The organism is Marinobacter guineae, assembly GCF_002744735.1.
Lineage (GTDB): Bacteria > Pseudomonadota > Gammaproteobacteria > Pseudomonadales > Oleiphilaceae > Marinobacter > Marinobacter guineae.
In genome coordinates, this window is record NZ_KZ319339.1 from 1,708,560 (window position 1) to 1,720,445 (window position 11,886).

General features: G+C 57.1%; 11 protein-coding genes and 1 other RNA gene. 5 read left to right on the forward strand and 7 right to left on the reverse strand.

The window, feature by feature from the left end; genetic code table 11:
* Positions 1-7: 7 nt before the first annotated feature.
* The 3 genes from dnaJ to grpE form a co-directional block, all read right to left on the reverse strand.
* The gene (gene dnaJ / locus CLH62_RS07975) at positions 8-1,132 is read right to left on the reverse strand and encodes a molecular chaperone DnaJ (RefSeq protein WP_099617554.1); all 1,125 of its coding nucleotides are present in this window, start codon (positions 1,130-1,132) and stop codon (positions 8-10) included.
* Positions 1,133-1,211: 79 nt separating this feature from the next.
* On the reverse strand, positions 1,212-3,137 hold the full coding sequence (gene dnaK / locus CLH62_RS07980; RefSeq protein WP_099617555.1) for a molecular chaperone DnaK: 1,926 nt from the start codon (positions 3,135-3,137) through the stop codon (positions 1,212-1,214).
* Between the two features lie 90 nt (positions 3,138-3,227).
* On the reverse strand, positions 3,228-3,827 hold the full coding sequence (gene grpE / locus CLH62_RS07985) for a nucleotide exchange factor GrpE (RefSeq protein WP_099617556.1): 600 nt from the start codon (positions 3,825-3,827) through the stop codon (positions 3,228-3,230).
* A gap of 292 nt (positions 3,828-4,119) precedes the next feature.
* Between grpE and recN the strand changes: the two genes are divergently transcribed.
* Positions 4,120-5,799: a DNA repair protein RecN gene (gene recN / locus CLH62_RS07990; RefSeq protein ID WP_099617557.1), complete on the forward strand. Its 1,680-nt coding sequence runs from the start codon at positions 4,120-4,122 to the stop codon at positions 5,797-5,799.
* Positions 5,800-5,908: 109 nt separating this feature from the next.
* On the opposite strand, the gene fur is transcribed toward recN, so the two are convergent.
* Positions 5,909-6,319, reverse strand: a complete 411-nt coding sequence (gene fur, locus CLH62_RS07995; protein WP_099617558.1) for a ferric iron uptake transcriptional regulator — start codon at positions 6,317-6,319, stop codon at positions 5,909-5,911.
* A gap of 122 nt (positions 6,320-6,441) precedes the next feature.
* Between fur and CLH62_RS08000 the strand changes: the two genes are divergently transcribed.
* Complete coding sequence (locus tag CLH62_RS08000) at positions 6,442-6,768, forward strand: outer membrane protein assembly factor BamE (RefSeq protein ID WP_099617559.1); 327 nt, start codon at positions 6,442-6,444, stop codon at positions 6,766-6,768.
* Positions 6,769-6,770: 2 nt separating this feature from the next.
* Here CLH62_RS08000 and CLH62_RS08005 read toward each other — a convergent pair whose 3' ends face one another.
* From CLH62_RS08005 to CLH62_RS08015, 3 genes are all read right to left on the reverse strand, one after another.
* Complete coding sequence (locus CLH62_RS08005) at positions 6,771-7,052, reverse strand: RnfH family protein (RefSeq protein WP_170005768.1); 282 nt, start codon at positions 7,050-7,052, stop codon at positions 6,771-6,773.
* A complete protein-coding gene (locus CLH62_RS08010; RefSeq protein WP_099617560.1) occupies positions 7,049-7,495 on the reverse strand; it encodes a type II toxin-antitoxin system RatA family toxin in 447 nt (148 codons plus the stop codon). The genes CLH62_RS08005 and CLH62_RS08010 overlap by 4 nt, the downstream gene beginning before the upstream one ends.
* Positions 7,496-7,567: 72 nt before the next feature.
* Positions 7,568-9,193 carry a sodium-dependent transporter gene (locus CLH62_RS08015; protein WP_099617561.1) on the reverse strand — a complete coding sequence of 542 codons (1,626 nt, stop codon included), beginning with the start codon at positions 9,191-9,193 and terminating at the stop codon, positions 7,568-7,570.
* A 188-nt stretch (positions 9,194-9,381) separates the two neighbouring features.
* Between CLH62_RS08015 and smpB the strand changes: the two genes are divergently transcribed.
* The 3 genes from smpB to ssrA all read left to right on the forward strand — a co-directional run bounded on the left by smpB (position 9,382) and on the right by ssrA (position 11,874).
* A complete protein-coding gene (smpB, locus tag CLH62_RS08020) occupies positions 9,382-9,861 on the forward strand; it encodes an SsrA-binding protein SmpB (RefSeq protein WP_099617562.1) in 480 nt (159 codons plus the stop codon).
* 140 nt (positions 9,862-10,001) lie between these two features.
* Positions 10,002-11,420, forward strand: a complete 1,419-nt coding sequence (locus CLH62_RS08025) for a WS/DGAT/MGAT family O-acyltransferase (RefSeq protein ID WP_099617563.1) — start codon at positions 10,002-10,004, stop codon at positions 11,418-11,420.
* Between the two features lie 90 nt (positions 11,421-11,510).
* Positions 11,511-11,874: a transfer-messenger RNA gene (gene ssrA, locus CLH62_RS08030) on the forward strand.
* Positions 11,875-11,886: the final 12 nt, after the last annotated feature.

Here is an 11,886-nt window from a genome sequence, read left to right on the forward strand (position 1 = left end):
CGGCCCGTCAGAATTTCATTTCGTCGAAAAAGCTCTTCACACCCTCAAACCAGGAGGTTTTCTTGGGGCCGTGATCGCTTCCGTTGCTGGCATCGAGGGTTTTCTGGAACTCATTCAGCAGTTCTTTCTGGCGCTTGGTCAGATTCACCGGTGTTTCTACAATTACCCTGCACAGCAAGTCGCCTGCGGGACCACCACGAACCGGGCTAACGCCTTTGTTACGCAGCCGAAAGAGCTTGCCGGTCTGGGTTTCGGGGGGAATCTTGAGCTTCACGCGGCCGTCCAGGGTCGGCACTTCCAGCTCACCGCCGAGGGTCGCATCCACGATGCTGATGGGCACTTCACAGTAGAGGTTGCGGCCATCACGGGTAAACAGGGAGTGCTCACGGACGGCGATCTGAACGTACAGGTCACCGGGAGGCCCGCCATCGACACCCATTTCGCCTTCACCAGACAGACGGATGCGGTCGCCGGTATCCACGCCGGGCGGCACTTTAACAGAGAGCGTCTTTTCTTCCTGGACCCGGCCCTGGCCATGGCAGGCCTGGCAGGGGTTCTTGATAATCTGGCCGGAACCTCGGCAGGTCGGGCACGCCTGCTGCACGGTAAAGAAGCCCTGCTGCATACGTACCTGCCCCATACCCTTACAGGTTCCGCAGGTTTCCGGGCGGGAGCCTTTTTCAGCACCGCTGCCGTCGCACACTTCACACTCGCGATGCCCAGGGATCTTGATCTGGACAGTTCTGCCTTTGACAGCTTCCTCCAGATCCAGCTCCAGGGTGTAACGCAGGTCGGCGCCACGGGTGTTGCGGCCACGCCCGCCGCCCCCGAAGATATCGCCGAATACGTCACCAAAGATGTCGGAGAAGCTGGCACCGCCGCCTCCGAATCCACCGCCGGCCTGGCCATCAACACCAGCGTGACCGAACTGGTCGTAAGCCGCTCGCTTGGACTGGTCCGCCAGTATTTCGTAGGCTTCGCTGGCCTCTTTGAACTTGTTCTCGGCTTCCGTGTCGTCCGGGTTACGGTCGGGGTGGTACTTCATCGCGAGCTTTCGATAGGCTCGTTTGACTTCCTTCTCGTCCGCGTCCCGGGAAATCCCGAGAATTTCGTAATAATCGCGCTTGGCCATGCTTTTAAAACCCTGTTTTTAAACGCGGAAAACGCGAGGATATCCCCCGCGTTTTCCAACTACCTGATGTACTTCAGATTTATCGCTTGTCGTCGTCTTTCACTTCTTCAAACTCGGCATCCACAGCGTCATCAGCCTGCTTGGCCTGGGCATCTTCCTGCCCGCCAGTCTGCTGCGCCTGCTCGGCCTGATCTGCGTACATCTTCTGGGCCAGTTCGGAAGAGACTTCGGTCAGCTTCTGGGTCTTGGCCTCGATGTCTTCCTTATCGGAACCTTTCAGAGCTTCTTCCAACTCTTTGACGGAGGCTTCGATAGACTCCTTCTCGCTGTCGCTGACCTTGTCGCCTGCGTCTTTCAAGGTCTTGCGAACGGCGTGCACCATCGCGTCACCCTGGTTGCGGGCCTGGACCAGCTCTTCAAACTTACGATCCTCTTCAGCGTTGGCTTCGGCGTCACGAACCATCTTCTCGATTTCGTCCTCGTTCAGGCCAGAAGAAGCCTTGATCACGATGGACTGCTCCTTACCAGTCGCCTTATCCTTCGCGGACACATTCAGGATACCGTTGGCATCAATGTCAAAGGTGACTTCGATTTGTGGAACACCGCGCTGGGCCGGCGGAATGTCGGCCAGGTCAAAACGACCCAGAGACTTGTTCTGGGCAGCCTGCTTGCGCTCGCCCTGAACCACGTGAATGGTTACTGCAGTCTGGTTGTCATCCGCTGTGGAGAACGTCTGCGACTTCTTGGTCGGAATAGTCGTGTTCTTCTCGATCAGCGGAGTTGCCACGCCACCCATGGTTTCGATACCGAGGGTCAGCGGGGTCACGTCCAGCAGCAGAACGTCTTTCACGTCACCGGAAAGCACGGCCGCCTGGATAGCAGCACCCATGGCTACGGCTTCGTCCGGATTGACGTCTTTACGCGCTTCCTTACCGAAGAAGTTCTTAACCTTCTCCTGAACCATCGGCATACGGGTCTGACCGCCGACCAGGATCACTTCGTCAATTTCACCGATCTTGGCACCGGAATCTTCCAGCGCGGTGCGACAAGGTGCGAGACTGCGTTCGACCAGCTCTTCAACCAGTGACTCCAGCTTGGCGCGGGTCACTTTCACATTCATGTGCTTGGGACCGCTGGCGTCCGCCGTTACGTATGGCAGGTTAACGTCGGTCTGCTGGCTGCTGGACAGCTCGATCTTGGCCTTCTCGGCAGCTTCTTTCAGTCGCTGCATGGCCAGTGAATCGCCGCGCAGGTCAATACCGCTGTCTTTCTTGAACTGATCGGCGAGATACTCAATCAGCTTCATGTCGAAGTCTTCACCACCCAGGAATGTGTCGCCGTTGGTAGCCAGCACTTCGAACTGGTGCTCGCCATCCACATCGGCAATCTCGATGATGGAGATATCAAAGGTACCACCGCCCAGGTCATAAACAGCTACCGTGCGGTCACCGCTTTTCTTGTCGAGGCCATAGGCCAGGGCAGCCGCGGTCGGCTCGTTGATGATGCGCTTGACTTCCAGACCGGCGATCTTGCCCGCATCCTTCGTAGCCTGGCGCTGGCTGTCGTTGAAGTAGGCCGGCACGGTGATTACCGCTTCGGTCACTTTCTCGCCCAGATAGTCTTCGGCGGTCTTCTTCATCTTCTTGATAATTTCCGCAGAAATCTGCGGGGGCGCCATCTTCTCACCCTTGACTTCCACCCATGCATCGCCGTTGTCTGCCTTGGCGATCTTGTAGGGCACCATCTTGATGTCCTTCTGGACCACGTCGTCTTCGAAACGACGACCGATCAGACGCTTGATGGCGTACAGGGTGTTGTTCGGGTTGGTAACCGCCTGACGCTTGGCGGACTGCCCTACCAGCGTTTCACCATCTTCGGTGTACGCGACAATGGACGGCGTGGTGCGATCACCTTCGGCGTTTTCAATAACCTTGACCTTGTCACCATCCATGATGGCCACACAGGAGTTAGTCGTTCCCAGATCGATACCGATAATCTTGCTCATTGAGTCACTCCAGTTCTTCTGAATGCTTTCCCGGAGGTTTTCCCTCCGCTTTCGCTGTTTAATGGCTATATTGGCGCTTTAACCAGATTTTCAAGCCTGCTCATCAATTTTTGGTGCGTTTTCGGACTTGGCAACCACGACCATGGCAGGGCGAACCACGCGACCATTCAGCAGATATCCTTTCTGCACCACCGCAACCACACTATTGGGTTCAGCATCCGGGGCCGGCACCATGGACATAGCCTCGTGTTGCTGGGGGTCGAAGGGTTCGCCCACCGGATTGGTCTGCTCAACATTGAATTTTTTCAGACTGGACATGAACAGGCTCAGCGTCATTTCCACGCCTTCACGAATTGAAGCTACCAGCTCGCCGGAATCTTCCTGGCCCTCGGTGCTCTCAACCGCCTTTTCCAGACTGTCTGCAACCGGCAACAGCTCCTTGACGAACTTCTCCAAGGCAAACTTGTGGGCTTTTTCCACATCAATCTCGGCACGACGACGCACATTCTGCATCTCGGCCTGGGAGCGCAGCATCTGTTCCTGGAACTCCTGCACCTGGGCCTTCAGCGTCTCTACCTCAGAGTTTTCGCCCTCGCCAGCATCCCGGCTCGCGGACTGAGCCTCTTCTTTGGCAGCCTCCAGGGCCTCGTTCAGTTCCTCGTGATCGTTGCGGTTTTCGTCAGTGCTCATGGCTACTCCTGCTTGGTCTTCAGCGGCCCGCTTGTCAGTGGCCGGTTGAACATGGGCTCCGGCCGCAGCGCGCCGGAAAAATGTCATTGCGAACGGATATGGGGTCCCACTTTCAGGTTTCAACCGCTGGCGCGTGCATTCCTGAAGAAAATCACACCACCAGGTTTGCAAACAGGAAAAACCCTGTATATATTCACAGTCACTGTATGTATTAACAGTATTGGGCAGTAACCAGACTGCCCAACTGCTTTTCAGGACGTCTGGTTTTCAGAAAGTCGCGGAGGTTATCTGCATGCTTACCCAGCTCACGGTTTCCAATTACGCCATCGCCGAACGGGTGGAACTCCAGTTCAGCAAAGGCATGACTGCACTTACCGGCGAGACCGGCGCCGGCAAATCCATCGTGCTGGACGCCCTGGGCCTGGCCATGGGCGGCCGTGCAGATGCCGGCGCGGTTCGACACGGAGCCAAGCGCGCGGACATTACGGCCACGTTTGATGTATCCACCATCCCAGAGGCGACCGAGTGGCTCGCCGAGCATGAGCTGGACGATGAGAATGACTGCATACTCCGCCGCGTTATCAGCAAGGACGGCCGTTCCCGCGCTTATATTAATGGCCAGCCCTGCCCGCTGAACCACCTCAAGGAACTCGGTGGCGTGCTGATGGATATCCACAGCCAGCACCAGCACCAGTCCCTGCTGCGCAAGGAAACCCACCGAAAGCTGGTGGATGAGTTTGCTGGCGTCGAGGCGCTGGCCACTGACACCCGCGAGGCATGGAAGACCTGGAACCAGATCCGCCAGCGACTGATCGAGCGGCAGCAAAACGCCGACGAAGCGGAAGCCAAGCTTCAGTTGCTGCGTTATCAGGTGGAAGAGCTGGACCGCCTGGCCCTGGAAAGTGGCGAACAGGAGCAGCTGGAGCAGGAACAGGCACAGCTGAGCCAGGCAGACGCAGTTCTGCACAACAGCCATCAGGCTGCCCTGCTGTGCACTGAAGACGAGACCAGCGCCGCCGATCTGGTCCGCCAGGCCCTGCAGCAGCTGGAACAGCTTCCAGTAGACGTGCCAGCACTGGCCGATACCCTTCAGATGCTGAAGGAAGCCCAGATCCAGATCAGCGAAGCCGGCGACAACCTGCGCCACTTTGTCGAAGATTACGAGGCTGATCCTGCCAGACTGTCAGAAGTGGAAGAACGACTGAGCGCCATCTACCAGATGGCCCGGAAGCACCGAATCACCCCGGAAGAGCTGCCGGAGTTGCACCAGCGCCTGAGCGCCGAGCTGGCTGAGCTGGATGGTGGCGAAGGCAGTCTGGAACAGCTGGAAGCAGAGCTTGAAAGCCAGCGCAGCCGGTTCGATGAACTGGCTGGCCAACTGTCGGATTCACGAGCCAAGGCTGCCGCCGAGCTTGACCAGCGCGTTGCTGCAGAGCTTACCCAGCTGAGCATGCCCAACATGCAGTTCATCACACACCTGAACCGCAACTCTGGCGAAGAGCCTGCGGCCCACGGCCTGGAAGAGGTTGAATTTCTGGTCAGCGCCAACCCCGGGCAACCGGCACGGCCACTGGCCAAGGTTGCCTCCGGTGGCGAACTGTCACGAATCAGTCTCGCGATTCAGGTGGTGGTTGCTCAGACCTCAACCACGCCTACGCTGGTCTTCGACGAAGTGGATGTGGGTATCGGCGGCGGTACTGCTGAAGTGGTTGGCCGGCTGCTGCGCACACTGGGGAGCAATGGTCAGGTACTTTGTGTTACCCACCTGCCACAGGTAGCAGCTCAATGCCACCAGCACCTTTTTGTCAGCAAATTTACGGAACAGGATGCCACTTTCTCGAAAATCGAGGCACTGGACGACCAGGGCAGAATTAGTGAAGTGGCACGGATGCTGGGTGGTGTGGACATGACCGACCACACTATCGCTCACGCCAGAGAAATGTTTACAAAGGGGCAGGCAACTCACCACTGACCCGAAGGAAAGAACCCTCTACCCCTCTCGATCCTGAGAGCTGTTGGGGCGGGCTTAATCACCCGCCCCCTTTTTTGCCGTTTCTTTATGTCGATTTGTCAGGTCCGAATCAGGATTTGATCGGTTTGACGTAGAGAATCAGACTGTGGTCCACGATTTCGTAACCGCGCTCTTCCGCGATTTTCTTCTGGCGCTCTTCAATCACTTCATCGAAGAACTCGATAACCTCACCGGTCTGCGTACAAACCATATGATCGTGGTGATCATCACCGGCCATTTCAAAAACGGCATGGCCGCCCTCAAAGTTGTGGCGCAATACCAGTCCTGCCGCTTCAAACTGCGTCAGCACCCGGTAGACCGTCGCCAGCCCCACGTCATCGCCTTGCTCCAGAAGCTTCTTGTATACATCTTCGGCACTGAGATGATGTTCCTCGGCCGTCTCCAATATATTGAAGATTTTCACTCTCGGCAGAGTAACTTTCAGACCGACTTTTCGTAATTCGGCGTTTTCAGACGACATGTTACTATTCACTCTTTGGTGTGCCTCACGGCTTCCGGTATGATGAAGCCGCCTTTGAACGGTTAACCCGTGTCACACCTGCCCCTGGCAGGCGATTTCAAGATAGAGGATTTCCCCCGGCGATGCAAAAGCTCACAGCTCTCATTCTCACTCTCGTTCTATCCGGTTGCGTTTTCCCGGGCGTATACAAAATCAACGTCCAGCAGGGAAACATCGTTACCGATGAGGAGCTGACGCAACTGTCCGAGGGCATGTCCCGTAGCCAGGTGCATGCAGTGATGGGAACACCACTCATGCTGAACCCGGTTGATCTCTCCCGGGAATACTACGTTTATACGTTTCAAAGGGAGGGTGGCGATATCAAGGAGCAGCGAATCATCGTCTATTACGAAGGCGATCAGTACGCCCACTACGAAGCACAGCTGCTCGAAGAAACCCCGGCGTACTGAGTTCAGGCTTTCTTCTTCGCCCGATTCAGACGCGCCTGTTTCGGGTCGATCCTGAGCTGTCGGTAGAGCTCCACCCGGTCTCCCTCGCGGAGTTCATGAGCTGCAGGATCCTTGATGACCTTTCCGAACACACCCATGTCGGTGGCGTCCACGTCAATTTCCGGGAAAATATCGGCAATACCCGAGAGTTTCGCTGCCTCCAGCGCAGTAGTCCCCTCGGGAACCTGCACCGGAATAATTTCCTGTTTGTCCGGTCGGGCGTAGGCCACTTCCACCTGAATCATGCACCCTCCTTCCGGTAGAGTTCATCCGCACGACGGCAAAACGCATCCACCATGGTATTGGCGGCCTGGCTGAACACCGGGCCAAAGGTGATTCGCGACAGGGATCCGGAAAACTCAAACTCAAGAGAAAGAATCACCTTGCAGGCGTTGTCGTCCAGCGACTTGAAGTGCCAGCGACCGGTCAGATTCTGAAACGGACCATCCACCAGATTCATCTCTATTGCATCAGGCAGTAACAGCTGATTTCGTGTAGTCAGCGTGTGCCGTATGCCGCCCTTGGCAATTTCCAGGGAAGCGGTAATCTGCTCCGGATTCTGATCATGAATCTCGGCGCCTGCACACCAGGGAAGGAATTCGGGGTAACGGGCGATGTCGTTTACGAGGTGGAACATGCGCTCGGCCGAGTGCATTACCAAAGCTGTTTTGTCGATCTGATGGGGCATTGGAACCGGTTGTCCTGCTTGCAAACACGCTGTGAAAAGATTGCGGACTTCTGAGAAGAAAGACAGTCTCAATCACACGCTATGATAAAGGATATCGTCCTCTTGTGGGGCTTTTTCCCCCGAGTTTCCTTTACTGCCATTTTCCGTTGACGGCGACTGTTCAGCGGCAGGCACGGTTTCATTGCCTGCGGATTCGTCCCCTGATGGCCCCGCCGACGGCGGAGCATCCGCAGGCTCCTCCAAAGGATCTGGCCTGTCACCAGAAAGCAGCGTGACAGGCTGCTCGCACCACACGGCCGTGCTGCCGCTGTCACACAGGTTCGACAGTGAAAACACCGTGTATTGAACACCAATCCAGGCAACCACAAGTGGCAACACCAACCGCATCACCCAGAACCAGATGCCGGCGAACAACCCCGGAGCCGCACCCAGCATTGTCCTGGCAAGGTGCCGGGTCAGGCACCAGCCGGTAAACAGCGCGACCAGAATGGCGACCAGTGGAATCAATAAACCACCGGTGACCAACTCCAGCCACCGGAACATGGTGGCGCCGCCCACACGTTCCTGCGCCCACAGATTGAACGACAGTAGCGATGCCAGCCCAGCGAGCCATACCGCCAGGCCAATTAGCACCACGGACAGCTCCCGCGGCGCCCCTGTCCATTCTCGAAACCAGCCAACGACAGGTTCAAGCAGGTTGAGGGATGTGGTCCAGACAATCAGCACCACCATCAGAAATACGGTGGCAATCACGAACTGGCTTGCCGGAAGCTGGGCCAGAGTCACAGGCATGGAAACGAACAACAGGCTAAACCCTCGCTCGCCATCAAAGCTGTTGCCGTCTGTTGCCATGGCAAAGATCATCAGACCCGCAAGGATCGCCACCAGGGTATCCATCAGGACAACGGCCAGAATCGAACGTTTGAGCCGGGTATGGGGCGTGGTGTAGGAACCGAGAATGGCCCAGACTCCCATGCCAAGCCCCAGAGTGAAGAACGCGTGGAACAATGCCGCTTTCAGACTTCCCCAACTGAGGTCTTCCGGGTGCATGGCCAGAATCTGGCTGACAGCACCATCAATCCGTCCGTACCAGACCGCCAGAGCGAATAACACCAGCATCAGCACCAGAGTTCCCGGCACCACCACGCGCAGCGCCCGCTCGAGGCCTTTTACTACCCCCTGCGCCGATACCCAGACCACCAGCAGCAGGAAAAAGAGATGCCAGCCCATGAACATCCGGTATTCTCGCGGGTCCGAAACCAGCCCGGCCAGGATTGCCGTCGCCTCAGAGTCTCCCGCCCCCGAGAACCGCCCCAGTGCGCCAAAAAATACATAGGCCAGAGCGATGGAGCCGAACACCGCCGTAAAAGACAGCACCAGAAAGGCCGCAAGAATGCTGAGCCGACCTGCCGCCATCCAGAGCCGCGAACGTTTGGCACTGCGAATCAGGCCGTCCATCGCCAACACAATACCGTGGCGGGCGTAACGGCCAAGAGCGGCCTCTGTAACCATAAGCGGCAGAGTGACCAGCAGCAGGCAAGCCAGATAGAGCAGTATGAACAGACCACCACCGTGCAGGCTGGCCAGATAGGGGAACTGCCACAGGTTCGCAAGACCGACGGTGGCACCCACCGCAGCCCAGAAGAAGGTTGATTTTCGGGTAAAGGACCCGACATGTGTCTGATACGGCGTAGGCATTCGAGCCCCTGAGCCCCCTGAATAAGTCTGGCCCCGTATTGTAGCCGATGGATCCGGCCGCGCACGAGCGGACAGACGGCCTGTCGCTGATTTCGTGACCGGTCCGGCACTCCTGGGCTACAATGCGCCTTTTTCCGGCTACACGAACGCCGGCCCGTTCATTCGTCCGACCCCGGATTTATTGATTCATGAGCAAGAAAAAGCCCGGAACGCCGAGCAGTACCATCGCGCTGAACAAAAAGGCGAAGCACGAGTATCACATTGAGGACCGCTTCGAGGCAGGTCTCGCCCTGCTGGGCTGGGAAGTGAAATCCCTGCGCGCCGGCAAGGCCCAACTGGTGGACGCCTATGTACTACTCAAGGACGGCGAAGCCTGGTTGCTCGGCTCTCACATCACCCCACTGATCGCAGCGTCCACCCATGTCATTGCAGATCCGACCCGGACGCGCAAACTCCTGCTGCACGCCAAGGAAATTGCCAAGATCGTCGGCAAGGTAAACCAGGCCGGTTACACTTGCATTCCGCTGGCACTCTACTGGAAAAACAACAGGGTGAAGTGCGAGATCGCCCTGGTAAAAGGCAAGAAACAGTTCGACAAGCGCGCCACCGAGAAAGAGCGGGACTGGAACCGCCAGAAGCAGCGAATCCTGCGCGATACCAACATCTGATGACGGCTCCGCACAAATTTTAGAATATCTGACGCCGGTCATGGGCAGAACCGGCAGGTGTGTCGCATACTCATTCTCTTTGTTCAGATTTCCAACAGGCCTATACTCGGGAGTCCCGGTGCATGGCAAAGGGAGAGCTTATGTCACCAAAACAGATACCCATGTCCGCTGTTGATCGTGCGTGGCTGCGCATGGACACCCCACAAAATCCCATGATGATCTGCGGTGTATGGACTCTGGAACACCCCATCTCCATGAACCGTCTCAGGCACACAATTGAAACCCGATTCCTGTGTTTCAGCCGGTTCCGCCAGCGAGTTGTGGACACAGGAGACCGTGCTTACTGGCAGGATGACCCCCTGTTTGATCTGGACAACCACCTCCACCAGATCGCCCTGCCGGGCAAGGCCGACAAAGCGGAGCTCCAGAAACTGGTCAGCGACATGAACAGTACCTCACTGGATTTCCGGCAACCGCTCTGGCAAATGCACTACATAGACAATTACGAGGGCGGCGGCGCATTGCTGATTCGCATCCATCACTGCATTGCCGATGGCATATCGCTGGTGCGGGTGATGCTTTCACTCACCGACAAGACTCCAGAGCCGAAACTCAAACGGGTTGCCACCAAGCCCCAGGCCGGACACAAACCAACTTCCACCATTCAGCGCACACTGAACCGACTGGTCGATAGCGCCCATGTGGCAACGGACCAGGCCAGGCTTTTCATTCAGTCCGTCCGTGAAGAACCCAACTACCCCCTCAAACTAGCGTCAACAGCCAGTAGCGTGGCCATGGACCTCGTGAAACTCGGCCTGGCCCCATTTGAGCCCAAAACCGGCTTGAAACAGCCACTCTCCGGGCGCAAACAAGTGGCCTGGGCAGAGCCACTGGACCTTGCCGACGTGAAAGCCTGTGCCAAGGCTCTTGGTGGCACCATAAACGATGCACTGCTCTGTACGGTCACCGGGGCTCTGCAGCGTCACTTTGCCGCACACAAGGAAACCATCCCCGATTGCGGAATCCGCGTGGCCGTGCCATTTAACCTCCGGCCTCTTGACCAGCCCATCGAAACCCTCGGCAACAAGTTCGGCCTTGTTCTGGTTACCCTGCCGGTGGAAGTCCAGGACCCCCTTATGTGCTTCCGGCAGGTACAGGAGAACATGAACCGGCTCAAACGCTCCTATCAGGCCCAGGTCACTTACAGCCTTCTTGATATATTCGGTCGAGGCCCGGATGTTATTGAACGCCGGGCTCTGGACCTTCTCAGTAGTAAGGCCTCCGCCGTACTGACCAACGTACCAGGGCCGAAAGACGCCCTGTACCTTGCGGGTAGCAAACTCACCCAGCCCATGTTCTGGGTGCCCCAGAGCGGCAATATCGGTATCGGCATGAGTATTCTCAGTTATGCTGGCACCGTTCAGTTCGGAATTACCGTCGACAAGGCCATCCACGCCGACCCGGATGCGGTGATGGACTATTTCCGGCAAAGCTTCGAGGCCCTGAGCCACGCAGCCCTGGCCGGCCGTCCAGGCGCCCATAAACGCAAAGCCAGCTAGGCCCGTAGGTACATCTACCGGCCCTGCGGCACAAATCTTCAACAAACAAACCTTGAAGTCCGGCAAACCGGACACATATACTGTGAGTAAGGGGACGACATGGCTTCGACGCTGGTGGCGATCCCTTGAGTGCATGTCGAGATGGCAGCGAATCTCGTTAATCCAAAGCTGCAACGCAATAGTCGCAAACGACGAAAACTACGCACTAGCAGCGTAAGCTGCTAGTCGTCCTGACCGGGTCGCCCGTAGCCCGGAGCTACATCTCAGGACGTCATCGCTTACGGGATGCTCCGTTATCCAGAGTTCACTGGCTAGCGGCTAAGATCTAAAGAACTCGGTTCTTGCACCCTGGCTCTCGGGTCGCTTGAACTTAAATTAATAGAGAGACGCTAAACATGTAGACCTCAAGGCTGAGTGCTGGCGGACGCGGGTTCAATTCCCGCCGTCTCCACCAAACAACCGCAAG

Coding starts and splice junctions, on each gene's coding strand:
- CLH62_RS08015 (WP_099617561.1), bottom strand. CDS start 9,193: ATGCCTACGCCGTATCAGACACATGTCGGGTCCTTTACCCGAAAATCA.
- CLH62_RS08010 (WP_099617560.1), bottom strand. CDS start 7,495: ATGCCCCATCAGATCGACAAAACAGCTTTGGTAATGCACTCGGCCGAG.
- CLH62_RS08000 (WP_099617559.1), top strand. CDS start 6,442: ATGCAAAAGCTCACAGCTCTCATTCTCACTCTCGTTCTATCCGGTTGC.
- smpB (WP_099617562.1), top strand. CDS start 9,382: ATGAGCAAGAAAAAGCCCGGAACGCCGAGCAGTACCATCGCGCTGAAC.
- dnaJ (WP_099617554.1), bottom strand. CDS start 1,132: ATGGCCAAGCGCGATTATTACGAAATTCTCGGGATTTCCCGGGACGCG.
- fur (WP_099617558.1), bottom strand. CDS start 6,319: ATGTCGTCTGAAAACGCCGAATTACGAAAAGTCGGTCTGAAAGTTACT.
- grpE (WP_099617556.1), bottom strand. CDS start 3,827: ATGAGCACTGACGAAAACCGCAACGATCACGAGGAACTGAACGAGGCC.
- CLH62_RS08005 (WP_170005768.1), bottom strand. CDS start 7,052: ATGATTCAGGTGGAAGTGGCCTACGCCCGACCGGACAAACAGGAAATT.
- dnaK (WP_099617555.1), bottom strand. CDS start 3,137: ATGAGCAAGATTATCGGTATCGATCTGGGAACGACTAACTCCTGTGTG.
- recN (WP_099617557.1), top strand. CDS start 4,120: ATGCTTACCCAGCTCACGGTTTCCAATTACGCCATCGCCGAACGGGTG.
- CLH62_RS08025 (WP_099617563.1), top strand. CDS start 10,002: ATGTCACCAAAACAGATACCCATGTCCGCTGTTGATCGTGCGTGGCTG.